Origin of the sequence: Delftia sp. DT-2 (assembly GCF_028401915.1) — a bacterium.
GTDB classification, from domain to species: Bacteria; Pseudomonadota; Gammaproteobacteria; order Burkholderiales; family Burkholderiaceae_C; genus Comamonas; species Comamonas tsuruhatensis.
This window is the reverse complement of record NZ_JAQOTI010000001.1, coordinates 515,645-538,646: the sequence shown is the minus strand read 5'-3', so window position 1 is coordinate 538,646 and position 23,002 is coordinate 515,645. Positions and strand designations below refer to the sequence as shown.

17 protein-coding genes are annotated in these 23,002 nt (G+C 68.8%); 10 read left to right on the top strand and 7 right to left on the bottom strand.

What is annotated here, in order from left to right; genetic code table 11:
• Positions 1-7: 7 nt before the first annotated feature.
• Positions 8-1,318: a branched-chain amino acid ABC transporter substrate-binding protein gene (locus PO605_RS02485; RefSeq protein ID WP_272205987.1), complete on the bottom strand. Its 1,311-nt coding sequence runs from the start codon at positions 1,316-1,318 to the stop codon at positions 8-10.
• A 97-nt stretch (positions 1,319-1,415) separates the two neighbouring features.
• Between PO605_RS02485 and PO605_RS02480 the strand changes: the two genes are divergently transcribed.
• Positions 1,416-1,796, top strand: a complete 381-nt coding sequence (locus PO605_RS02480) for an Hsp20/alpha crystallin family protein (RefSeq protein ID WP_016449711.1) — start codon at positions 1,416-1,418, stop codon at positions 1,794-1,796.
• Positions 1,797-1,947: 151 nt separating this feature from the next.
• Here PO605_RS02480 and tsaD read toward each other — a convergent pair whose 3' ends face one another.
• Together tsaD and PO605_RS02470 are read right to left on the bottom strand one after the other, a co-directional pair.
• On the bottom strand, positions 1,948-2,988 hold the full coding sequence (gene tsaD, locus PO605_RS02475) for a tRNA (adenosine(37)-N6)-threonylcarbamoyltransferase complex transferase subunit TsaD (RefSeq protein ID WP_016449712.1): 1,041 nt from the start codon (positions 2,986-2,988) through the stop codon (positions 1,948-1,950).
• Between the two features lie 90 nt (positions 2,989-3,078).
• The gene (locus PO605_RS02470) at positions 3,079-4,791 is read right to left on the bottom strand and encodes a putative bifunctional diguanylate cyclase/phosphodiesterase (protein WP_272205983.1); all 1,713 of its coding nucleotides are present in this window, start codon (positions 4,789-4,791) and stop codon (positions 3,079-3,081) included.
• A 295-nt stretch (positions 4,792-5,086) separates the two neighbouring features.
• Here PO605_RS02470 and PO605_RS02465 point away from each other — a divergent pair, with 295 nt between their 5' ends.
• The 4 genes from PO605_RS02465 (at position 5,087) to PO605_RS02450 (ending at position 9,729) form a co-directional block, all read left to right on the top strand.
• A complete protein-coding gene (locus PO605_RS02465; RefSeq protein WP_017407366.1) occupies positions 5,087-6,352 on the top strand; it encodes a nitrate regulatory protein in 1,266 nt (421 codons plus the stop codon).
• A gap of 317 nt (positions 6,353-6,669) precedes the next feature.
• The gene (locus PO605_RS02460) at positions 6,670-7,950 is read left to right on the top strand and encodes a CmpA/NrtA family ABC transporter substrate-binding protein (protein ID WP_016449715.1); all 1,281 of its coding nucleotides are present in this window, start codon (positions 6,670-6,672) and stop codon (positions 7,948-7,950) included.
• A gap of 40 nt (positions 7,951-7,990) precedes the next feature.
• Positions 7,991-8,926 (top strand): nitrate ABC transporter permease, encoded by a 936-nt coding sequence (gene ntrB / locus PO605_RS02455; protein ID WP_034367678.1) that lies wholly within the window; start codon positions 7,991-7,993, stop codon positions 8,924-8,926.
• Positions 8,923-9,729, top strand: a complete 807-nt coding sequence (locus PO605_RS02450; RefSeq protein WP_017407363.1) for an ABC transporter ATP-binding protein — start codon at positions 8,923-8,925, stop codon at positions 9,727-9,729. The genes ntrB and PO605_RS02450 overlap by 4 nt, the downstream gene beginning before the upstream one ends.
• A 60-nt stretch (positions 9,730-9,789) precedes the next feature.
• On the opposite strand, the gene PO605_RS02445 is transcribed toward PO605_RS02450, so the two are convergent.
• The 3 genes from PO605_RS02445 to PO605_RS02435 all read right to left on the bottom strand — a co-directional run bounded on the left by PO605_RS02445 (position 9,790) and on the right by PO605_RS02435 (position 12,814).
• On the bottom strand, positions 9,790-10,230 hold the full coding sequence (locus PO605_RS02445) for a CBS domain-containing protein (RefSeq protein WP_016449718.1): 441 nt from the start codon (positions 10,228-10,230) through the stop codon (positions 9,790-9,792).
• A 122-nt stretch (positions 10,231-10,352) separates the two neighbouring features.
• Positions 10,353-11,003: a DUF937 domain-containing protein gene (locus tag PO605_RS02440; RefSeq protein ID WP_016449719.1), complete on the bottom strand. Its 651-nt coding sequence runs from the start codon at positions 11,001-11,003 to the stop codon at positions 10,353-10,355.
• A gap of 122 nt (positions 11,004-11,125) precedes the next feature.
• The gene (locus tag PO605_RS02435) at positions 11,126-12,814 is read right to left on the bottom strand and encodes a methyl-accepting chemotaxis protein (protein WP_272205974.1); all 1,689 of its coding nucleotides are present in this window, start codon (positions 12,812-12,814) and stop codon (positions 11,126-11,128) included.
• 414 nt (positions 12,815-13,228) lie between these two features.
• Here PO605_RS02435 and PO605_RS02430 point away from each other — a divergent pair, with 414 nt between their 5' ends.
• From PO605_RS02430 to PO605_RS02410, 5 genes are all read left to right on the top strand, one after another.
• The gene (locus tag PO605_RS02430) at positions 13,229-14,491 is read left to right on the top strand and encodes an NAD(P)/FAD-dependent oxidoreductase (RefSeq protein WP_082001594.1); all 1,263 of its coding nucleotides are present in this window, start codon (positions 13,229-13,231) and stop codon (positions 14,489-14,491) included.
• Positions 14,492-14,541: 50 nt separating this feature from the next.
• Positions 14,542-17,379 (top strand): nitrate reductase, encoded by a 2,838-nt coding sequence (locus PO605_RS02425; protein WP_272205972.1) that lies wholly within the window; start codon positions 14,542-14,544, stop codon positions 17,377-17,379.
• 98 nt (positions 17,380-17,477) lie between these two features.
• Positions 17,478-18,392: a DNA-binding protein YbiB gene (ybiB, locus tag PO605_RS02420; RefSeq protein WP_272206011.1), complete on the top strand. Its 915-nt coding sequence runs from the start codon at positions 17,478-17,480 to the stop codon at positions 18,390-18,392.
• Between the two features lie 26 nt (positions 18,393-18,418).
• Positions 18,419-19,231: a uroporphyrinogen-III C-methyltransferase gene (cobA, locus tag PO605_RS02415; protein ID WP_272205970.1), complete on the top strand. Its 813-nt coding sequence runs from the start codon at positions 18,419-18,421 to the stop codon at positions 19,229-19,231.
• Positions 19,232-19,483: 252 nt separating this feature from the next.
• The gene (locus PO605_RS02410; protein WP_047475253.1) at positions 19,484-22,447 is read left to right on the top strand and encodes an ATP-binding protein; all 2,964 of its coding nucleotides are present in this window, start codon (positions 19,484-19,486) and stop codon (positions 22,445-22,447) included.
• Here the strand turns inward: PO605_RS02410 and PO605_RS02405 are convergent.
• Complete coding sequence (locus tag PO605_RS02405; protein WP_017406259.1) at positions 22,434-22,937, bottom strand: acyl-CoA thioesterase; 504 nt, start codon at positions 22,935-22,937, stop codon at positions 22,434-22,436. The genes PO605_RS02410 and PO605_RS02405 overlap by 14 nt on opposite strands.
• Positions 22,938-23,002: the final 65 nt, after the last annotated feature.

The following is a 23,002-nucleotide window of genomic DNA, read 5'->3' as shown; positions in this document are numbered from 1 at the left end:
GAGGCGGTCAGGGCCGGCGCATGCGGCACATCGCGGGCTGCTCGGCACGCGCGGCCTCGATCTCTCGCACCACGCGGAAGCCGTAGCCCGAGCCTTCCACATCGAAGGGCACGCCGGGCGCGCCCTGCCTGTCCATGACGCCGACCACCAGCGCCTGCTGGAACTGGTGGTCGGCCGCGCGCATGCGGCCCCTGCGTCCGGCCAGGGTCACGTCCGCGCTTTCCAGCGCCTGCGCCACGGCAACGGTGTCCGTGCTGCCCGCGCGCGCCATGGACTGGGCCAGGGCCTCGATCATCAGCTGCATGCGCATGTGCACATAGTCATCGGCTGGCCTGGGAAAGCGCTCGCGGAATGCCTTGTAGAAGGCCTGGTTGTCGGGCCCCGGCACGTTGGGCAGCCAGTCGGCAACGGCCAGCACCTTGCCCACGCCGGCCTCGCCCAGGGCGGCTGGCGCGCCCAGCGCATTGCCGTAGAAGGTGTAGAAGCGGCCGTCAAAACCCGCCTCCCGCGCGGCCTTGACCAGCAGCATCAGATCGTTGCCCCAGTTGCCCGTGACCACGGCCTGGGCGCCGCTGGCCTTGATCTTGGCCGCATAGGGCGCAAAGTCCTTGACGCGCCCCACGGGATGCAGCTCGTCGCCCACGATGGCCACATCGGGCCGCTGCGCGGCCAGCTGGCGCCGTGCCTCGCGCAGCACGGCCTGGCCAAAGCTGTAGTCCTGCCCGATCAGGTAGGCGCTGCGCACGGACCCGTCCTCGCGCAGCACCTGCATCAGCGCGGCCATGCGCATGTCGGCATGGGCGTCGAAGCGAAAGTGCCAGAAGCTGCAGCGCTCGTTGGTGAGCGCGGGATCGACGGCCGAGTAGTTCAGGTACAGCACGCGCCGGGCCGGATCGCGCTCGTTGTGCTTGGCAATGGCGTCGACCAGCACGGCGGCCACGGCCGATGAATTGCCCTGCATGACCACGCGCGCGCCGCCGTCGATGGCTGCGCGCAGCGCAGACAGCGCCTCCTCGTTCTGGCCCTTGCTGTCATGGCGTTCGATGGCCAGGGGCCGGGCGCCGCCCTGCGCGGCCGGCAGCAGCACACCGCCGCGCGCGTTCACGCGCTCGGCGGCCCACAGCAGGTTGCGGAACACGGCCTCGCCCGTGTTGGCAAAGGGGCCGGACAGGCTTTCGATCAGCGCCAGCCGTATCGGCTTGCCGCGCGGCGGCGACACGGGCCGGTCGTGCCCGCTTGACGCCCGGGCCAGCAGCGCGGGCGCCGCAAATAGCGCCATGGCGCCGCTTTTCAAGACCTTGCGGCGCAATATATTCATGGCTTTTTCCTCTTGAAATGCGTTCAACACCGCTTAACTAGGCTCCATGCGGCGACAACTTCGATGAAGCCGCGCAGTTTATAGGAGCCAACCCACCATGATCTTCACGCCTGTTCTCCGCCGCAACGCCTTCGCTCCCCAAGCCGCCGATCTGGCCCTGCAGCGCTTCTTGCAAGGCACCCTGGGCAACGCGGCCCCTTCGCTCTCGTCGGTGCAGGTTCAGCGCGATGAAAAGGCCACGACCTTGCAGCTGGATGTGCCCGGCCTGTCCCGCGAGCAGCTGCAGCTGAGCATCGAAGGCGCCGTGGTCCGTCTGTCCAGCGTCGAGGGCGCGCCCCGCCAGGTGCAGCGTGCCTGGGAGCTGGACCATGAAATCGACACGGCCGCCAGCAGCGCCAAGCTGGAAAACGGCGTGCTCACGCTGTCCCTGGCCCGCCTGGAACCCCAGAGCAAGGCCACCATGCTGAGCATCCAGTAAGTCCGGTCACGGTCAGCGCGTTTGTGCACCCGGGCTGTCAACCATCCTTTCCTCCATCCTCTTGGCAAGGTGACAGCCCGTTTCCAGAGCCCGGCCCGCGCCGGGCTTTTTTTGCGCCCGCCGTGCAGGCCGGGCACGCGGCCCCGGACCATCAGGCCAGCGAATCGAGCGGCCAGCGCGGCTTGACGTCGAACGCGTAGTGCCTGTTCGCCATTTCGCGGCCTGCCTGCAGGCGCATGGCGGCGGCCATGGCGATCATGGCGCCGTTGTCGGTGCACAGATGCAGCTCGGGGTAGTGCACGCGCAGCTTGCGCTTGGCACAGGCTGCATCCAGCTGGGCGCGCAGCAGACGGTTGGCGCCCACGCCGCCGGCCACGACCACGCGCTTCATGCCGGTCTGCTGCAGCGCCGCCAGCGTCTTCTTGACCAGCACCTCGACGATGGCCGCCTGCGTGCTGGCGGCCAGGTCGGCCTTGCGCGCCTCAAGGTCATCGCCCAGCTTCTTCGCCTGGGTCAGCACGGCCGTCTTCAGGCCGGCGAACGAGAAGTCCAGGTCGCCCGAATGCAGCAGCGGCCGGGGCAGCTTGAAGGCCTGCGCGTCCCCGCCCTCGGCCAGGCGCGAGAGCACGGGGCCGCCCGGATAGGGCAGGCCCATGAGCTTGGCCGATTTGTCGAAGGCCTCGCCGGCCGCGTCGTCGATGGTCTCGCCCAGGATGGCGTAGCTGCCCACGCCGTCCACGCGCATCAGCTGCGTGTGGCCGCCCGAGACCAGCAGGGCCACGAAGGGGAATTCGGGGGGATCGGCGCTCAGGAAGGGCGACAGCAGGTGGCCTTCCAGGTGGTGCACGCCCAGCACGGGCTTGTCCAGCGCCGCAGCCATGGCGCAGGCCACGCCCGCGCCCACCAGCAGCGCGCCGGCCAGGCCGGGGCCGCGCGTGAAGGCGATCACATCGACCTGGTCCAGCGTGCGGCCGGACTCGCCCAGCACGCTTTCGGTCAGCGGCAGCACGCGGCGGATGTGGTCGCGGCTGGCCAGCTCCGGCACCACGCCGCCATAGGCGCGGTGCATGTCGATCTGGCTGTGCAGCGCATGGGACAGCAGCCTGGGCACGCCCGTGCCATCGGGGGCCTCGACCAGGGCCACGCCGGTTTCATCGCAGGAGGATTCGATCCCCAGAATCAGCAAACTCATGGGACTGAAGTGTAGAACCTGCGGGCGCGGCGCACGGCCGCCCGCGTCAATGGCCCCTGGCCGGCGGGCAGTTGCGGGGCCGGCGGGCCGCTACAGGTTGTCCAGGTATGACGAGCGCGAGAACTGCACGGGCTCGATGCCGTCGGAGGTCCAGATTTCGCTGGCGATCAGCGCCTGGGCGTTCATGGGGCGAGCGAAGTAAAAGCCCTGCAGCTCGTCGCAGCCCAGCGTCTGAAGCACTTCGCGCTGCTGCTGGTCGGTCACGCCTTCGGCCACCACGCGCAGCTCCAGCGCATGGGCCAGGCGCACGATGGCATCGACCACGGCCCGCGCGTCGCTCTTGATGGCCACGTCCCGCACGAAGCTGCGGTCGATCTTGACCTCGTCGGCGCCCAGCTGGCGCAGCAGGGCCAGGCTGGAGTAGCCGGTGCCGAAGTCGTCGATGGAAATCTGCACGCCCATGCCCGTCAACTCGGCAATCACGGCCATGGTGGTCTTGTCGTCCTCCATGGCCACGGACTCGGTGATCTCGAAGACCAGCTGCTCGGGCCGAATGCGGTGCCGCTCGATCGCTTCGCCTATGTACTGCGCCAGCCGCGTCTGAAAGAGCTGATAGCCCGAAATATTGATGGAGACGCGCATGAAGCGCCGCTGGCGCGTCCACTGGGCAGTCTGGCGGCAGGCCTCGTCGATGACCCAGTCGCCGATCTCGCTGATCAGGCCGAAGCGCTCGGCCAGCGGAATGAACACGCGGGGGCTGATGAGGCCGAATCGGGGATGGTTCCATCGAACCAGCGCCTCCACGCTGCGGATGCGGCCCGTGCGGGCATCGATCTTGGGCTGGTAGAACAGCACCAGCTGCTGGCTTGCCACGGCGCGGCGCAGGGCTTGCTGCAGGTCGAACTGCACGGCCACATCCTTGCGCATGCTTTCCTTGAAGATGGCGCAGGAATTCCCGCCGGCGCGCTTGGCCGTGTACATGGCGAGGTCGGCCGCCGCCATGAGCTTTTCCTTCTGGCCATGATCGGGATAGATGGCCACGCCGACGGAGCTGCCGATGGAGATGGACTTTCCCGGCAGATCGAAGGGCTGGCCCAAAACCTTCTGCACCCGGCCGGCCATGGCCACGGCATCGTCCTCCGATGCCAGGCAGCCCAGCAGCAGCACGAACTCATCGCCCCCCACGCGCGCCAGCGTGTCCGACTTGCGCGTCATACGGTTCAGGCGCACGGCCACCTGGCACAGCAGCGCGTCACCTGCGGCATGGCCCTCCACGTCGTTGATGGGCTTGAATCCGTCCAGATCGATGTACAGCAGGCCCACGCGCACCGGCCCGCCGGGCCCTGGCTGCTCCACCGAGCTGTCGGCGCGCGCAATCGCCCGGCCAAGCCGGTACTCGAGCAGCGCCCGGTTGGCCGTGCCGGTCAGCGGGTCCCTGAAGGCGATGCGCTTGAGCTTCACATTGGCGCGCAGCAGCTTTTCATTGGTCTGCTGCAGCGATTGCGTCAGGCGCTGAGCCTTCTCGCGCAGGCGCACATGGACCACCAGCGAAACCAGCAGGAATATCAGAACGGGAATGGCGCCCCACAGGCCGAAAGCGCTCCACCCCGCGGCCCAGCTTCCCTGGCCATCGGATGGCGCCGACGCGGCCAGGAGCTCGCCCCCCGCCAGTGCCCGGCACTGCGCCAGTGCCCGGCACTGCGCCAGGCCCAGCAGCAGCGCAGCCAGGGACGGGCCACGCCGGCGCACAGCAGTCCGCCCCAACACCGCCTGGGTCATGAACCGCCAGCGCACGGGGGACATCCGATCTTCTCGTGATATTGCAAGCTCATGCTGATTCAGCCTCGCTGCCGCATTGCGCAGCCCGATCTTGTGGATGGCTATGCCATGGTTGTCGTGTGTGCCGGAAAGCCGGGCTTTTTCCTGCAGGGCGCCCGGCAAATATTCGACACATTCGCGCGTCCAAATTTGTATCGACGATTTCAAAACGTTAGAAAAATTCTATCAAACCCTGCGCCTTGCTTCTACTTCTCCTTTTGCGCCACGGCAGGCCCGGCATGGGAATTGCATCAATGCAGGCAGACAGGACCCGTCCCCCATGAAAACCGCTCTCAACTTTCTTGTGGCCGCGCGCCAGTGCGAAATCGGCGAGCTGGAGCAACTGCAGCGCACCAGCGCACTGGTGGATCTGCTCAGCCGCCTCATCCATGCGCTGCAAAAGGAGCGCGGCCTGTCCAACGTCTTTCTGGCCAGCGCGGGCGCGCATGGCGGCGAGGCACGGCTGGCGCAGATGGCCGAGTGCGACCGGATTGCCGCGGCCGCGCTTGACGGCTTCGACCGGCTGGACATGCAGCCCGGCCAAACAGACTCCACGGGACACCCCGGCCATGGCGCGCGGCTGTTCAGCCGCATCGCCCATGTGCTGCAGTGCCTGGACGCCCTGCCTGCGCTGCGCGAGCGCGTCGCCAGCCACGACCTGTCGCCGGAGGCGGCCACCGCCATCTACATCGAGCTGGTGGCAGGCCTGCTGGCCGTGGTGTTCGAGGCGGCCGACAGCGCGCCCGAGCCCGGTATCTCGCGCCTGCTGGTGGCCTTGTTCAACTTCATGCAGGGCAAGGAATTCGCGGGCCAGGAGCGTGCCACGGGCGTGGCCGCCTTTGGTGCGGGCGTCAGCGATGCGCCGCGCCAGCAGCACTGGCTGCACCTGATCGCCTCGCAGGAGCGCTGCTTTCAGGTCTTTGCGGAGTTTGCGCCGCCCCATTCCCTGGCCCTGTGGCAAGAAAGCAGCGCGGCCGATGCCACGCTGGCCGTGATCGAACGCCTGCGCCGCGTGGGCTGCACGGCCGCGCCGGGCACTCCCCTGGCGCCGGAGATGGCCGAGCCCTGGTTCGACAGCTGCTCGCGGCGCATGGATGCGCTGCACACCGTCGAGGCCCGCCTGACGGCCGAGCTGCAGCAGCAGTGCCAGCGCTGCATTGTCGATGCGCGCGCCGCCCTGCAGACGCTGCTGCAGGCGCCGCAGGCAATGGAGATCACGCCCGTCTCCGCCACGCTGGCGCTGGGCGGGCTGCAGCCCCCGGCCGCGCGTCTGGGCCCGCAGCTGGACCGATCCGTGATGGACCTGGTGCAGGACCAGTCCCAGCGGCTGCAGGCCATGCAGGCCGAGCTGGAGACCGTGCGCGCCACGCTCACGGAACGCAAGCTGCTGGAGCGCGCCAAGGGCCTGTTGATGACACGGCGCCAGCTCAGCGAAGGCGAGGCCCACAAGCTGCTGCGCCAGACCGCCATGAACCAGAACCGCCGCCTGGCCGAAGTGGCGCAGGCCGTGCTTTCCATGGCCGATCTGCTGCCGCCCGCCCCATGAACCCGTGCCGCTGCGCGCCATGTTGCAGCGCAGCACCGACTTGGTGCAGTGCTGCGGCAAGTCGCGCACCAGAAGGTGGCCCGGCGCGGACGGCAAGGCAGGTGGAGTGCATGGTCCCCCTTGAACGCCGCCTGGCACGGTTTCTGCATTGACTCTGGCAAATCCCGGCCAAAGGCGGCCGGGAACCCGGTCTTGATTCAGGGCCCCAGGACAACGGCGTCACTCTCCCCGCGCAGCGCGGCCGGAGAGGACGCCGTTTTGCTTGGGACATGCCGGTTTGCAAGTGTTCCATTCCCGACGATCGAAGGAGTTCCGCCATGGCGTCCACGCCCCAGCCCACCACAGGCCCTCTCACCTCCGGCCCGGCACTGCCCCGGCGCGATTTTCTGCGCCAGGCCGGCACGCTGGCAGGCGGCGCGGCGCTCTACACCCAGCTGGGCCACCACGGCGCCTGGGCGGCAGGCTCGGATGCGCCCGAGAAAAAGGAAGTGCGCATCGGCTTCATTCCGCTGACCGATTGCGCCAGCGTGGTCATGGCCTCGGTGCTGGGGATCGACCAGAAGTACGGTGTCAGGATCATTCCCTCCAAGGAAGCGAGCTGGGCCAGCGTGCGCGACAAGCTGGCCAATGGCGAACTGGACTTTGCCCATGTGCTGTACGGCCTGGTCTACGGCATGCACCTGGGCGTGGGCGGCGCCCGGAAGGACATGGCCGTGCTGATGACGCTCAACCACAACGGCCAGGCCATCACGCTGTCCAAGAAGCTGGCCGACAAGGGCGCCGTCAACGGCGCAGGCCTGGCCAAGCTGATGGCCAGCGAAAAGCGCGAATACACCTTTGCCCAGACCTTTCCCACGGGCACGCATGCCATGTGGCTGTACTACTGGCTGGCGGCCAACGGCATCCACCCGCTCAAGGATGCCAAGGTCATCACCGTGCCGCCGCCGCAGATGGTGGCCAACATGCGCGTGGGCAACATGGACGGCTTTTGCGTGGGCGAGCCCTGGAACCACCGCGCCATCATGGACGGCATCGGCGTCACGGCCACCACCTCCCAGGCCATCTGGCAGGACCATCCCGAGAAGGTGCTGGGCACCACGGCCGAATTTGCCCGCCAGAACCCCAACACGGCACGCGCCGTGACGGCCGCCATCATCGAGGCCGGCCGCTGGATCGACGAGAGCCTGGCCAACAAGACCCGCATGGCCGACACCATTGCCGGCAAGGCCTATGTGAACACCGGCGTGGACGCCATCAACCAGCGCATCCTGGGCCGCTACCAGGACGGCATGGGCAAGACCTGGGACGACCCCCACCACATGAAGTTCTATGGCGACGGCAGCGTGGGCTATCCCTATCTGTCCGACGGCATGTGGTTCCTCACCCAGCACAAGCGCTGGGGCCTGCTCAAGGACCACCCCGACTACCTGGGCGTGGCCCGCTCCATCAACCGCCTGGACATCTACCAGCAGGCCGCCACCGCCGCCAAGGCCCCGCTGCCCAAGGGCGAGATGCGCAGCAGCAAGCTGATGGACGGCACGGTCTGGGACGGCAAGGACCCGCGCAAGTACGCGGACAGCTTCGCCATCAAGGCCTGAGAGATCCCCTTTGAAGACCCATCCCACCGAGGAACACACCATGGTCAGCGCCGTCTTCCACTTCCCGGCAGAGTCCTCCACCGCCGCCGCCCCGCCTGCGCCGGTTTCCCCCACCGCTGCATCCCCGGTCCCGGCCATGCAGGCTGCACCGGCAACGCCCAGGACTCCCGCCCCTGCGCGCGACTGGGCGGCGCTGTCGCGCGCCTTCTGGCTGGCCGTGCTGCCGCCGCTGTGCGGCCTCGGCCTGCTCGTGGGCGTGTGGTCCCTGGTGGCCGCGGGCTCCGGCCAGAGCATTCCGGGGCCCCTGGCGACCTGGCAGCAGGCGGTGGAGATTTTCAGCGACCCGTTCTACCGCAACGGCCCCAATGACCAGGGCGTGGGCTGGAACGTGCTGGCCTCGCTGCAGCGCGTGGCCGTGGGCTTTGGCCTGGCGGCGCTGGTCGGCATTCCGGCCGGCTTCGTGATCGGGCGCTTCAACTTCCTGTCGCGCATGTTCAACCCGCTGATCAGCCTGCTGCGCCCGGTGTCGCCGCTGGCCTGGCTGCCCATCGGCCTGCTGGTCTTCAAGGGCGCCAACCCGGCGGCCATCTGGACCATCTTCATCTGCTCGATCTGGCCCATGCTCATCAACACCGCCGTGGGCGTGCAGCGCGTGCCGCAGGACTACATGAACGTGGCGCGCGTGCTCAACCTCAGCGAATGGAAGATCGCCACCACCATCCTGTTCCCCGCCGTGCTGCCCTACATGCTGACCGGCGTGCGCCTGGCCGTGGGCACGGCCTGGCTGGTCATCGTCGCGGCCGAGATGCTCACCGGCGGCGTGGGCATCGGCTTCTGGGTCTGGGACGAGTGGAACAACCTCAACGTCAAGAACATCATCATCGCGATCTTCGTGATCGGCATCGTGGGCCTGCTGCTGGAGATGGCCCTGGTCAAGCTGGCAACGGCATTTACGTTCGAAGAGGTGAAGGCATGAATGCATCGTCCAAGTTCATCGAGATCCAGGGCGTGGAGCAGAGCTTCAAGACCGCCAAGGGCCTGTTTCCGGCACTGCGCAATATCGACCTGACCATTGCGCGGGGCGAATTCGTCTCGCTGATCGGCCACTCGGGCTGCGGCAAGTCCACCCTGCTGAACCTGATCGCGGGCCTGACCACGCCCACCACGGGCGTGCTGCTGTGCGCCAACAAGGAGATCAAGGGCCCCGGACCCGAGCGCGCCGTGGTCTTCCAGAACCACTCGCTGCTGCCCTGGCTGACCTGCGAGGGCAACATCCACCTGGCCGTGGAGCGCGTCTATGGCCGCACGGAAAGCCGCGCCCAGCTCAAGGCCCGCACCCTGGCCGCGCTGGAACTGGTGGGCCTGGCCCATGCCGCGCACAAGCGGCCCGGCGAGATATCGGGCGGCATGAAGCAGCGCGTGGGCATTGCGCGCGCGCTGTCGATGGAGCCGCAGGTGCTGCTGATGGACGAGCCCTTCGGCGCGCTCGATGCGCTCACGCGCGCCAAGCTGCAGGACGAGCTGCTGGAGATCGTGGCGCGCACGCAAAGCACCGTGGTCATGGTCACGCACGATGTGGACGAGGCCGTGCTGCTGTCCGACAAGATCGTGATGATGACCAACGGCCCGGCCGCCACCATCGGCGAGGTGCTGCAGGTCGGCCTGGCCCGCCCGCGCAACCGCGTGGCGCTGGCCGAGGACGACCTCTACCGCCAGTGCCGCAAGGCCGTGATCGATTTCCTCTACACCCGCCAGGGGCATGTGGAAAAGGCGGCCTGAACCTTCGCAGGTCCTGCCGCCTTCGAGACCCTGCCCATGGCGGGCAGGCCGAGCCCCGGCTCAGTGCCGGCCCGAGATGTAGTGCTCCAGCTGCTCGATGATGAACTTCTGCTCGGAGATGATGTCCTTGACCAGGTCTCCGATGGAGATCAGGCCCAGCAGCTTGCCGCCTTCGTCCACCACGGGCAGGTGGCGCAGCCGGTTCTCGGTCATCACCGCCATGCACTCCTGCGTGGTCTGGGTGGGGCCGACGAACAGCACGTCGCGCGTCATCACGTCGCGCACCAGGGTGGCGCCCGAGGTGCGCCCCAGCAGCGCGATCTTGCGCGCGTAGTCGCGCTCGGTGACGATGCCGGCGATCTCGCTGCCCTCCATCACCAGCAGGGCGCCAATGCCCTTGTCGGCCATGAGCCGCAGCGCGTCGAGCACGGAATCGGTAGGCGCGATGCTGTACACCGCGCTGGTGGCCTTGGACTTGAGAATGTCTGCAACTGCTGTCATGGGTGCCTTTCAGTCGTTCGCCAATTCGGTTCTAGTGTCATCCGAACTGCGCCCAAAAAGCAACAGGGCCAGCGCGTGTATGCACACGCACCGGCCCTGCCCGATTCAGTGAATGCGGCCCTTCAGCGACGGCCGCCCAGCAGGCTGCCACCAATCTTCATCAGATCGCTGAGACCTACCTGGCCGTCGCCATCCTGATCGAGCAGGCTGCCCAGCAAACCACCACCCAGGCCGCCCTGCTGCTGCGCCTGCGCATGCTCGCGGCCCAGCACCTGGCCCAGGCCGCCGGCATCCATGCCGCCTGCGCTCACGCGCTGTGCAAGAAAGGACATGACGATGGGGGCCAGCAGCTGCAGCAGCTGGGCCGCGCCGCCGCTGCCCAGGCCCGTGGCCTGGCCCAGTCCGTCCTGTGCGCGCTGCTGGTTGCCGCCCAGGATATGGCCCAGGATGGCTGCGCCGTCCAGCCCGCCGCCCGCATTGCCGCCTGCGCCTGCGCCGCCGCCCAGCAGCGAGCCCAGCAGGCCTCCCAGATCCAGCCCGCCGGCGCCACCGCTGGCCGCGCCGTGGTCGCGCTGCAGCGCGCCGAAGAGATTGGCCGCGCCCTGCGGATCGGCCGCATTGCGGCCCAGCGAACCCAGCAGCACGGGAAGGGCCGCGCCCACGGCACTTTCGGTCTGAGCGGGGCTGGCGCCGATCTGGTCTGCCATCTGCTGCATGGGCGCGCCCTGCAGTTGGGCCATCAGTTCCGCGGCCAGGGAAGAGCTGGAGTTCATGGTCGTTCCTTCATCCGGTCGCCCGGTCAACACAAAGTCACATGGTAGCGCCGGCCGGTGCAGCGGGCATGGCGGCGCAGCGCCCCAAGTGTCAACGATGTTTTCCAGCGCCCGGATCGCGCTCAGCCCGTGGTCAGCGCCGGCTGCGGCTGGGTGCGCGGCGGCCGCAGCGGCGGCAACGGCGCCTGCGCCTTCATGGACCGGCGCAGCGCCACTGCGTCGGCCACGGCCGCCGATGCCCGGGCCGTGGCGTCCAGCCGGAAGACCTGCACGGTCTCCGACACGGTCTGCGCCTGGGCCTGCAAGGCCATGGCCGATGCCGCGTTCTGCTCCACCAGCGCCGCGTTCTGCTGCGTGATGTTGTCCAGATGCGCCACGGCCGCGTTGACCTGCGAGATGCCGCTGAGCTGCTCGTTGGAGGCGCTGTGGATTTCGCCGATCAGCAGGTTCACGCGCCGCACCAGGTCCAGCGATTCGGTCATGGTTTTCTGCGCGACCTCGGTGCGCTGATTGCCATCCAGCACCTTGGCGGCGGAGTCGTCTATGAGTTCGCGGATCTCCTTGGCCGCTGCCTGCGTGCGCTGCGAGAGGCTGCGCACTTCGGCCGCCACCACCGCAAATCCCCGGCCCTGGTCGCCCGCGCGCGCGGCCTCCACGGCGGCGTTCAGCGCCAGGATGTTGGTCTGGAAGGCGATGGAGTCGATGAGCTGCGTGATCTCGCCGATGCGCCCCGACGCGGCCTGGATCTGCTTCATGGTGGCCGCCACGCCGTCGACGGCGCCGCTGCTGCGCTCGGCCACCTCGCTGGCCTGGGTGGCCAGGTCCGTGGCCTGGCGGGCCGACTCGGCCGTGTGCTTGACCGTGCCCGTGATCTCCTCCATCGACGCCGCCGTCTGCTGCAGGTTGCCGGCCTGGGTTTCCGTGCGCGCGGACAGGTCCTGGTTGCCCTGCGCGATTTCCCGCGTGGAGATCTGCATCTTGTCGCTTTCCTCGCGCGCATCGCGCACGATGGACAGCAGGTTCACATTGAGCTGGCTCAGCGCCTTCTGCAGATCGCCCACCACGTCCTTGCGCGTGATGCGTATGGTCTGCGTCAGGTCGCCGGCCGCCAGGCGGTTGGCCTGCAGCACCATCTGCGCCAGCGGCGCCACGGTCAGCCGGTACGCCCAGGCCCCGGCCAGCCCCGTGAAGATGCAGACCGCCAGCCAGGCCAGCGCGGACCATGCATCCAGCGTGTGCCCTCCCGCCATCGCCGCGCCAAAGGCCGCCGCCACCACCAGGAAGAAGATCAGCACCAGCTTGCCTGCCAGGCCCAGGCTCAGCGCGCTGGCAAGGCGTCCGCGCAGGTTGTTGCGCACCAGATGGCCGGCGCGCAGCACGTGGACCTTGCGCCCTGCGTCCTTTTCGGCGCGCATGGTGGCGTAGAGGCGCTCGGCCGCATCCGTCTGCTCGCGCGTGGCCTCGGTGCGCACCGACATGTAGCCCGAGGGCCGGTCGCCTTCCATCAGCGGCGTGACATTGGCCATGACCCAGTAGAAGTCGCCGTTCTTGCGCCGGTTCTTCACGGGCGCCGACCAGGGCAGGCCGGCCGAGATGGTGGCCCACATGTCGCGGAAGGCTTCCTCGGGCATGTCGGGGTGGCGGATCATGTTGTGGGGCTGGCCCAGCAGTTCTTCGCGCTCGTAGCCGCTGACCTCGATGAACATCGGGTTGCAGTAGAGGATGCGCCCCTTCAGGTCCGTGGTGGACACCAGGGTCTGGCCCTTGGGAAATGCGTATTCACGCGTGCTGACTGGCAGATTCACTCTCATAGGCGTGGTCCCTTGAAGAAGAAAAATCCTTCACGTCATTGCGGCCCTGGCTTACTGCAGGACCCGGTGGCTTGTTGTACCCCGATTCGTCGCATTTGAAACAAATCGCCACAAAACCTCCATTCGATTCAGACATCTGATTGCGCGCTCTCGATAGCGGGCGCACCGCCTTGAGGCATGCGACGCACCACCATGGCTCGGCCGCCGGGCGGCAGCCCCGAGGACAGCGCCCGCGCAGGGCTGCGCGCCCTGGCATGCCGCTTGCTTCATCCCGTGCGTGGCCATTGCAGGCCATGGGGGCAAGGCGCAACGAGGTGCCGCTGCCCCAGGGACAAAGGCGTCAACCCGCGCGCAGGCAGCAGCCGCGCAGTGGGGATGACGCCTTTTTGCTTTTCGAACCGATGCGGGGGCGCAATGAAGAAATCCAGGCTGGTGATGGTGGGCAACGGCATGGCCGGCGTGCGCACGCTGGAAGAGCTGCTCAGGATCGCGCCCGACCTCTACGAGATCACCGTGTTCGGCGCCGAGCCGCACCCCAACTACAACCGCATCATGCTGTCGCCCGTGCTGGCGGGCGAGCAGCAGCTGGACGAAATCATCCTCAACGACTGGTCCTGGTATGCCGGGCACGACATCACCTTGCATGCAGGCTGCCGCGTGCATGCGGTGGACCGGGCGCGCCGCGTGGTGCATGCCGTGGACGCCACCGGCCAGCCCGTGAGCGCCGGGTACGACCGCCTGATCCTGGCCACGGGATCGCGCCCCTTCATGCTGCCCGTGCCCGGGCGCGAACTGGACGGCGTGCTCGGCTACCGCGACATTGCCGACACCCAGGCCATGATCGCGGCGGCCGCCAGCCACCGCCAGGCGGTGGTCATCGGCGGCGGCCTGCTGGGCCTGGAGGCCGCCAACGGCCTCATGAAGCGCGGCATGGAGGTCACCGTGGTGCATGCGAGCGAGCGCCTGCTGGACCGCCAGCTCGACGAGACCGCCGCCGCCTTGCTGCAGGCCTCGCTGGCCGAGCGCGGCATGCGCTTTCTGATGCAGGCCCAGACCCGCGCGCTGACGGGCGATGGCCAGGGCCGCGTGGCCTGCGTGCACCTGCAGGACGGGCGCGATGCGCCGGCCTCGCTCGTGGTCATGGCTGTGGGCATCCGGCCCGAGACCGCGCTGGCCGAGCAGATGCACCTGCATGTGCAGCGCGGCATCGTGGTCAGCGACACGCTGCAGACCGTGACCGACCCGCGCATCTATGCCGTGGGCGAATGCGCGGCGCACCGGGGCGTGGCCTACGGGCTGGTGGCGCCGCTGTTCGAGCAGGGCAAGGTGCTGGCCAACCACCTGGCCGAAATCGGCATCGGCCGCTATCCGGGCTCGCAGACCTCGGCCAAGCTCAAGGTCACGGGCATTCATCTGTTCAGCGCAGGCGACTTTCGCGGCGACGACGGCACGGAGGAAATCGTGCTCAGCGACCCCGGCGCGGGCGTGTACCGCAAGCTGGTGCTGCGCGGCGACAGACTGGTCGGCGCCTGCCTGTATGGCGACACCGAGGACGGTGGCTGGTACTTCCGCCTGTTGCGCGATGGCGTGGCAGTGCAGGAACTGCGCGACCGCCTCATGTTCGGCGAAAGTCAAGCCAGCCAGGCCAGCCAGGCCGACCCGGCCAGCGGCCCGTGACGGCGCCCGCCCCCGTGCCCTGCCCTTCCCTCATCCACCCCAGGCCCACCATGCAAGAAACCCGATCCACCTGCCCCTACTGCGGCACAGGCTGCGGCGTCATCATCGAAAGCGATGGCGCCCGCATCACGGGCGTGCGCGGCGACCCGGCGCATCCGGCCAATCACGGGCGCCTGTGCACCAAGGGCAGCACGCTGCATCTGACGGCCTCGCCCGCCCTGGCGCGGCAGACCCGGCTGCTGCAGCCCGCCCTGCGCACCACGCGCGGGGCTGCGCCCCGGGACATCAGCTGGGATGCCGCGCTGGACCTGGCAGCCGGCAGGCTGGCCTCCATCGTGCAGGAGCGCGGCCCCGATGCCGTGGGCCTGTATGTGAGCGGCCAGTTGCTGACCGAGGACTACTACGTCTTCAACAAGCTGGCCAAGGGCCTGATCGGCACCAACAACATCGACACCAATTCGCGCCTGTGCATGAGCAGCGCCGTAGCGGGCTACAAGGCCACGCTGGGCGCCGACGCGCCACCGGCCTGCTACGAGGACGTGGACCATGCGGACTGCCTGTTCATCGTGGGCAGCAACGCGGCATGGGCCCATCCCGTGCTCACGCGGCGCATAGAGCAGGCGCGTGCCGCGCGGCCGCAGATGAAGATCATCGTGGCCGACCCACGCCGCACCGACACGGCCGGCATGGCCGACCTCTTCCTGCCGCTGCGCCCCGGCAGCGACACCCTGCTGTTCCACGGCATGCTGCACATCATGGAGCTGGAAGGCTGGCTGGACCGGGCCTACATCGCGCGCCACACCAGCGGCTTTGCCGACCTGCAGGCCCTGGTGCGGGAGGCCACGCCCGAGCGCGTGAGCGAGGTCTGCGGCCTGCCCCGCCACGACCTTTTCCAGGCCGCGCAGTGGTTCGCGCTGGGAGGAGATGCGCGGGACGGCGCCGCCCGTGGCGCAACGCTCAGCCTGTACTGCCAGGGCCTGAACCAGAGCAGCAACGGCACGGCCAAGAACGCCGCGCTGATCGGCCTGCACCTGGCCACGGGCCAGATCGGGCGCGCAGGCGCGGGACCGTTCTCGCTCACGGGCCAGCCCAATGCCATGGGCGGGCGCGAGGTGGGCGGGCTGGCCAATCTGCTGTCGGCCCACCGCGACCTGGCCAACCCGGCCCACCGCGCCGAAGTGGCCGCCCTATGGGGCGTGGACGCCGTGCCATCACGGCCCGGCAAGACCGCCGTGGAGATGTTCGAGGCCGCCGCCGAGGGCGAGATCCGCGCGCTGTGGATAGCCTGCACCAACCCCGCGCAAAGCATGCCCGACCAGGCCCTGGTGCGGCGCGCACTGCAGCGGGCCGAATTCGTCATCGTGCAGGAGGCCTTTGCCACCACCGCCACCTGCGCCTACGCCGACCTGCTGCTGCCCGCCACCACCTGGGGCGAGAAGATCGGCACGGTGACCAACAGCGAAAGGCGCATCTCGCGCGTGCGCCCCGCCGTGGCCGCGCCGGGCGCCGCGCGCCATGACTGGCGCATCGCCGTGGACTGCGCGCGGCGCATGGAAACGCGGCTGCGCCCGGGCCGGCCCAGCCTCTTCCCCTACGACACCGAGGACGCCGCCGCAGGCGCCGAAGCCATCTGGAACGAGCACCGCGAAAGCACGCGCGGGCGTGACCTGGACATCACCGGCCTGTCCTGGGATCTGCTGGACGCGCAAGGCCCCCAGCAATGGCCGCTGCCCGAAGGCGCAGCCCTGGGCCGCGCACGGCTCTACGAAGACGGCCGCTTTCCCACGCCCGATGGACGCGCCCGCTTTGCCCTGCTGCCCTGGCAGCCGCTGGCCGAGTCGCCCGATGCGAGCTACCCCTTCAGCCTGACCACGGGCCGGCTGCGCGACCAGTGGCACGGCATGAGCCGCACGGGCCAGTTGGGACGACTGTTCGGCCAGGCTGCCGAGCCCAGTGTGCAGATGCATCCGCAGGACATGGCCGAGCGCGGCCTGCGCGCGGGCGACCTGGTGCAGGTGAGCAGCCGCCGCGGTGCCCTGCTGGTGCCGGTGCAGCCCGATGCCACGCTCGCGCCCTCCCAGCTCTTCATGGCCATGCACTGGGGCGGCGAGTACCTGGGCGGCACGGCCACGGGGGGCCTCAACGCACTGACCACGCCGGCCTTCTGCCCCGCATCCAAGCAGCCTGAACTCAAGCACACGGCCGTCAAGCTGCAAAAGGCCGCTCTGCCCTGGACCCTGCTGGCCATGGCCTGGCTGCCCGAGGACCGCGTGCTGGCCGTGCGCGAGCAGCTGTCCGCCCTCATGCCGCACTTCGGCTTTGCCAGCTGCGTGCCTTTCGGCAATGCCGTGCCGCTGCAGGACGCCGCCCGCGCCCGCCACGGCGTGCTGCTGCGCGCCGCCGCGCATGAGGCGCCCGACGACGCCCTCATCGCGCAGATCGAGTCCCTGCTGGGCCTGGATGCCGCCGACACCCTGCGCTACAGCGACCGTCGCCGCCAGCACAGCCGTGCGCTGCGGCTGGACCGCACCAGCCTGTCCACCACGGTCGAAGCCTTGCTGCTGGCCGGAGACACGCGCGCCGGCAGCTGGCTGGGCACCCTGCTGAAGGACCAGTTGCCGGCCCAGGACTATGGGCGCCTGCTGCTCATGTCCTCGGCCTCGGCACCGCTGCCCCTGGCGCAGCGCACGCGCCAGGTCTGCGCGTGCTTCGACGTGGACGAGGCCGCCATCGAAGGCGTGCTTGCGCGCTGCGAGGGCAGCGACGATGCCCGCCTGGCCGCTTTGCAAGGCCAATTGCGCTGCGGCACCAACTGCGGCTCCTGCCTGCCTGAACTCAAGCGCCTGGTGCGCCACATCCCCGTTGCGCCCAGCCCGCAGGCGGCATGAAAGAGGCCATGGAACGACAGGTTTGCATATATAGCGAAAAGTAATGAAACCTGCGGGAAAATATGCACCCACAGGATTCCACCCACGATCACCACGCCATGGGCATCAGCCAATACATCAAGGAAATAGGCCGCGGCGCACGCGGAGCCAAGGCGCTGGAGCGCGCGCAGGCCGCCGACCTGTTCGGCCAGGTGCTGGACGGGGGCGTCACCGATCTGGAGATCGGCGCCTTCTGCATCGCCATGCGCATCAAGGGCGAGACGGTCGAGGAGATGAGCGGCTTCCTGGATGCCGTGCATGCGCGCGCCGCGCGCTTTCCCGCCTCGGCCCATGGCCGCCCCGTGATCGTGCTGCCCAGCTACAACGGCGCGCGCCGCCTGCCCGTGCTCACGCCCCTGCTGGCCCTGCTGCTGGCGCGCGAAGGCCTGCCCGTGCTGCTGCACGGCATGCGCACCGAGGCGCGGCGCATCCTGGCCAGCGATGTGCTGCAGGCGCTGGGCATTGCGCCGCTGCGGGCACCCCAGGCACTCGATGGCGGCCAGGTGGCCCATCTGCATACCGAACACCTGCATCCGGCACTGGCCCGGCTGCTGTCCGTGCGCGAGGTCATCGGCCTGCGCAATCCGGGCCACAGCGTGGTCAAGCTGCTGGCGCCCTGCAACGGCCCGTCCTTGCTGGTGACGGCCTACACCCATCCCGAGTACCTGCCCATGCTGCACGGCACCTTCGGGACGCTGGGCATGAATGTGCTGCTCTCGCGCGGGCTGGAGGGCGAGGTCGCGGCCGACCCGCGCCGGCTGCCGCGCTACGACGGATTCGTCGCAGGCGCCCACCAACTGCTGGCCGAGCAGCAAAGCGGCACGGCCTCCGAAATCCCGGGCCTGCCCGCCGAGATCGACGTGGACACCACGGCGCGCTACACCGAGGACGTGCTTGCGGGCCGCCTGCCCGTGCCACCGGCGCTCACGCGCCAGGTGGAACACATCGTCCACCTTGCCGATCAGATTCGCTGAACACCCCAGAAAAACGGAGCCCCGCCATGACGACCCCGTCCCACCCCCCCGCAAACACCGCCCGGCGCGGCAGCTGCACCCTGGTCGGCGCCGGCCCCGGCGACCCGGAGCTGCTGACCATCAAGGCCCTCAAGGCCATACAGACGGCCACCGTGCTGCTGGTCGATGACCTGGTCAGCGATGCCATCGTTGCCCATGCCTCGCCCACGGCGCGCATTGTCTACGTGGGCAAGCGCGGCGGCTGCAAGAGCACGCCCCAGGCCTTCATCGAAAAGCTCATGCTGTCCGCCGTGCAGGATGGCGAGACGGTGGTGCGCCTCAAGGGCGGCGACCCCTTCATCTTCGGGCGCGGCGGCGAAGAGGTGGAGCATCTGCGCGAGGCCGGCATCGAGGTCCAGGTCATCAACGGCATCACGGCCGGCCTGGCCGGGCTCACCAGCCTGGGCGCGCCGCTCACGCACCGCGACCGGGCGCACGGCGTGGTCTTCATCACCGGCCACGCCAAGCCCGGCGACAGCGGCACGGACTGGCGCCAGCTGGCCGCCACCGCGCGCGATGCCCGGCTCACCCTGGTGATCTACATGGGCGTGAGCAGCGTGGAGCACATCCGTGCAGAGCTGCTGCACGGCCTGCCCGCCGCCACGCCCGTGGCCGTGATCCAGCACGCCAGCCTGCCGCAGCAGCGCCATGCACTGGCCACGCTGGACACGCTCGTGCAATGCATTGCCGACACCGGCCTGGGCAGCCCCAGTGTCATCGTCGTTGGAGATGTGGTCCATGGCATTCGGGCAATGGCCGAACCCCAGGAGCAACCCAACCCTGCGGTTGCTGCCGCCTGAGTGCCGAGCTGCAACAAAGAAAATATCTATCGATAGATAAAATCATTAGTTTTCATTAAAAATCTCCTGTTGGTTGCCGAAAACAGCGTCTAGACCGTTTTCGCAGGCCGTCAGCTGCGCCGGACTGCGGCAGCGCCACCGGGGGATTCAATGAAAACATCAAGCCGTACTCTCACTTCCACAGCGACGCAGGCATCGTGGCCGGCATGCCGACACCTGGCGGCCCAACTGCTGGCCAACTGCGCACTTGGCATGGCCATGCCCATGCCCGGCCTGGCCAGCGGCGCCGACATGGTGCTGGCCACGCGCGTCACGGCAGGCACCAAGCCCTGGCTCACGCCTGCGCACCGCCAATGGCTGCAGGCGCGCGGGCCGCTGACGCTGGGCATTTCCACGCCGGACCATCCGCCGCTGGGCATGATCGATGGCGATCGCTTCCAGGGCATCACGGCCGACCACCTGGGCCTGCTTTTTCCCACGCCCGTGCGCTTCAAGTCCTATGGATCGCGTGCGGCCGTGCTCGATGCGCTGCGCCGCGGCGAGATCGACCTGGCCTGCGGCGGCACCGAGCTGGAAGCCGAGCGCGCCGACCTGGCCCTGAGCGTGCCCTACCTGCCCAGCCAGCCCGTGCTGGTCTCCCCGTCGAATGCCCCCTTCGACGCCCGGCGCCGGGGTGCGCGGCTGGCCATGACGCCCGACCAGCTGCTGCGCTCCCAGGTGGCTGCCGCCTACCCCCTCAGCGAGCTGCTGACCTATGAAACACCCCGCCGCGCGCTGGAGGCGCTGAGCCTGGGCGAGATCGACGGCTTCGTCGGCGACACGGTCACGGTGCACTACCTGATCCAGGCCAACTACCTGCTCAACCTGCGCGTGCAGGGCTTTGCGCCCATTGAAAGCCGTGGCTTCGGCATGCTGGTGAGGCATGGCGATGCACAGCTGAAGGCCTACCTGGACCAGGCCCTGCCCAGCATCACCGTGCAGCACGGCGACGACATCCTGCGCAGCTGGAGTGGAAGCCGCCGCCCGCTGCTGGGCGGCGACCGCGTGGCGCTGACGCCCTCGGAAAAGCAGTGGCTGGATGCCCATCCGCGCATCCCCGTGGTGCTCAACGGCTCGCTGGGTCCGCTGGGACAGCTCGATGCCGACCGCCAGGCCCAGGGCATAGGCCCCGACTACCTGGACCTGATCAGCCGCCGCGCCGGCCTGCAGTTCGAGTACATCGCCGCGCGCAACTATTCCGAACTCGAAACCATGCTGGGCTCCGGCAAGGCCCTGCTCACCCCGGCGTACACCTCGCCGCCCACGGCCTCGCCCGATATCAGGCTGCTGCCGCCCTATCTGCGCAGCACGGTCGTGGTGATGGCCCGGCCCGAGGCCAACGCAGGCACCCCGCGCGACAAGCCCATACACCACCTCCAGGGACTGGAGGGCAAGCGCGTGGCCATGGTGGCGGGCTTCTTTCTCGAAAGCACGGTGCGCAGGGAGCATCCGAGCATACGGCTGCAGCTGTATGCCGACCTGACCCAGGCCCTGGCCAGCGTGGAGGCCAATGACAGCGATGCCTTCGTGGGCAACGACTACGCGGCGCGCTATGCCAACGCCCAGCAATTGGGCAGCCGGCTGCAGCTCACCGGCATCCTGGACGACTACACCCGCCCCATCAGCCTGGCCGTGCACGCCGCCGAACCAGAACTGCTGGGCATCCTGGAAAAGGCCCAGCTGTCCATCGCACCCGAAGAGGTGGCCGAAATCGTCCACCACTGGGCGCCGCACCATAACGGCAACGGCGCGAGCTTCTGGCGCGAGCACCGCCAGCGCCTGCTGCTGCTGGCCGGGGCGCTGGCCCTGGTCACGGTCATCTCCCTGGTCTGGGGCTTTTACCTGAGCCGCCAGATGCGCAGGACACGCCGGGCCGAGCGGCGCGCCGAGGCCGCCAACCAGGCCAAGAGCCTGTTTCTGTCCACCACCAGCCACGAGATACGCACGCCGCTGAGTGCCGTCATCGGCCTGCTGGAACTGGCGCAGGACCGGGAAAAGCTCGGCCTGCCCCACCGCGATATGCTGGCCTCCGCCCACAAGGCCGCCCAGGGCATGCTGCTGTTGCTGGGCAATGTGCTGGATCTGCACCGCATCGAGTCGGGCCATATCGACTCCACGCTCCAGCCCGTGGCACTGCGCCCGCTGATCGAAGACATGGCCCCGCTGCTGCAAGGCCTGGCCCACGGCAAGCGGCTGTCGCTGCGCACCGAAGTGGGCAGCGGCGTGGACCACAGCGTGACGGCCGACCCGCTGCACCTCAAGCAGGTGCTGTTCAACCTGCTCAGCAATGCCATCAAGTTCACCGAGCGCGGCAGCGTCACCCTGCGCGCGCATGGCGCCAGCCGGCATGACCGCCTGCTGCTGCAGATGGAGGTCGAGGACACGGGCATCGGCATTGCGCCGCAGGACCAGGCCCGGCTGTTCCAGCCCTTCTCGCAGGTGGAAGGCGCCCACCAGGACAGGGCCTTTGGCAGCGGCCTGGGCCTGAGCATCACGCGGCGCCTGCTGGAGCACATGGGGGGAACCATCACGGTGGACAGCGCACCGGGCCGAGGCTCGCGCTTCACGGTCAGGCTGAGCCTGCCACTGGTGGAGCCGGACCACCGCATGCAGGCCGACGTCACGCCCGCGTCAGAGGGAATATTGCCCCTGGTCCTGCCCGCCTCGGTGGCGCTGCAAGGAAAGCCTCAGGCCAGTGCCGAGCCCCTGCCCGCATCACAGCCCGGGTCCGGGTCCGACCTCAGAATCCTGGCCGTGGAAGACTATCTGTTCAACCGCGAGCTGCTCAAGAGCCAGCTGGCCGCGCTGGGCCACGGCATCTGCCTGGCCGGCGATGGACAGGAAGCCTGGGCACGCTGCCTGGTCGAGTCCTTCGATCTCATCATCACCGATGGACGCATGCCGCTCATGGACGGCTTCGAGTTCATCCGGCGCCTGCGCCAGCGCGAGGCCGAAAACCAGCTGCGCCGCTGCCGCGTGATCGCGCTGACCGCCAGCCCCGAAGCCTCCGAAGCGCTGCGCTACCTGCAGGCCGGCGCCGACGAGGTGCTGTCCAAGCCGGCTGCCATGGAAGACCTCAGGCGCGTCATCGAACAGGTGCGGAACGAGCTGCAGGGCAGCACGCCCGGCACCTGGCATCTGCCGCCCGCCGCGCCCTCCACGCTCAGCCCGGCCTGACCGTGCTGCTGGCCGTCACGCGGCTTTGCTCGAAGCGCTGGGCCAGCTCGCGGCGCAGGTCCTTGCGGATCAGCGCAGCCTGCCAGCGGCGCCTTTCCTCGTCGTTGGACGGCACCAGCGTCGGCACGGCGGCCGGCTGCTTGTTCTCGTCCACGGCCACCATGGTGAAAAAGCAGCTGTTCACATGGCGCACCACCTGGGTGCGGATGTCCTCGGCCACCACCTTGATGCCGATCTCCATCGACGACTTGCCCGTGTGGTTGACGCTGGCCAGGAACGTCACCAGCTCGCCCACGTGGATGGGCTGCAGGAACATCACCTGGTCCACGCTCAGCGTGACCACATAGCGGCCCGCGTAGCGGCTGGCGCAGGCATAGGCCACCTGGTCGAGCTGCTTGAGAACGGCGCCGCCATGGACGTTGCCCGAAAAGTTCGCCATGTCGGGCGACATGAGCACAGTCATGCTCAGCTGGTGCGATGGGAAATTCATCACGGGATTCTAGGAAAAAGCGCCATTGCGCGAGAATGGGCGCCCTTTTGCCCCCCGAGTGACGT

Excerpts from the sequence above, each read along its gene's own strand:
- PO605_RS02485 (WP_272205987.1), bottom strand. The coding sequence starts at position 1,318 with ATGAATATATTGCGCCGCAAGGTCTTGAAAAGCGGCGCCATGGCGCTA.
- PO605_RS02480 (WP_016449711.1), top strand. The coding sequence starts at position 1,416 with ATGATCTTCACGCCTGTTCTCCGCCGCAACGCCTTCGCTCCCCAAGCC.
- tsaD (WP_016449712.1), bottom strand. The coding sequence starts at position 2,988 with ATGAGTTTGCTGATTCTGGGGATCGAATCCTCCTGCGATGAAACCGGC.
- PO605_RS02470 (WP_272205983.1), bottom strand. The coding sequence starts at position 4,791 with ATGTCCCCCGTGCGCTGGCGGTTCATGACCCAGGCGGTGTTGGGGCGG.
- PO605_RS02465 (WP_017407366.1), top strand. The coding sequence starts at position 5,087 with ATGAAAACCGCTCTCAACTTTCTTGTGGCCGCGCGCCAGTGCGAAATC.
- PO605_RS02460 (WP_016449715.1), top strand. The coding sequence starts at position 6,670 with ATGGCGTCCACGCCCCAGCCCACCACAGGCCCTCTCACCTCCGGCCCG.
- ntrB (WP_034367678.1), top strand. The coding sequence starts at position 7,991 with ATGGTCAGCGCCGTCTTCCACTTCCCGGCAGAGTCCTCCACCGCCGCC.
- PO605_RS02450 (WP_017407363.1), top strand. The coding sequence starts at position 8,923 with ATGAATGCATCGTCCAAGTTCATCGAGATCCAGGGCGTGGAGCAGAGC.
- PO605_RS02445 (WP_016449718.1), bottom strand. The coding sequence starts at position 10,230 with ATGACAGCAGTTGCAGACATTCTCAAGTCCAAGGCCACCAGCGCGGTG.
- PO605_RS02440 (WP_016449719.1), bottom strand. The coding sequence starts at position 11,003 with ATGAACTCCAGCTCTTCCCTGGCCGCGGAACTGATGGCCCAACTGCAG.
- PO605_RS02435 (WP_272205974.1), bottom strand. The coding sequence starts at position 12,814 with ATGAGAGTGAATCTGCCAGTCAGCACGCGTGAATACGCATTTCCCAAG.
- PO605_RS02430 (WP_082001594.1), top strand. The coding sequence starts at position 13,229 with ATGAAGAAATCCAGGCTGGTGATGGTGGGCAACGGCATGGCCGGCGTG.
- PO605_RS02425 (WP_272205972.1), top strand. The coding sequence starts at position 14,542 with ATGCAAGAAACCCGATCCACCTGCCCCTACTGCGGCACAGGCTGCGGC.
- ybiB (WP_272206011.1), top strand. The coding sequence starts at position 17,478 with ATGGGCATCAGCCAATACATCAAGGAAATAGGCCGCGGCGCACGCGGA.
- cobA (WP_272205970.1), top strand. The coding sequence starts at position 18,419 with ATGACGACCCCGTCCCACCCCCCCGCAAACACCGCCCGGCGCGGCAGC.
- PO605_RS02410 (WP_047475253.1), top strand. The coding sequence starts at position 19,484 with ATGGCCATGCCCATGCCCGGCCTGGCCAGCGGCGCCGACATGGTGCTG.
- PO605_RS02405 (WP_017406259.1), bottom strand. The coding sequence starts at position 22,937 with ATGAATTTCCCATCGCACCAGCTGAGCATGACTGTGCTCATGTCGCCC.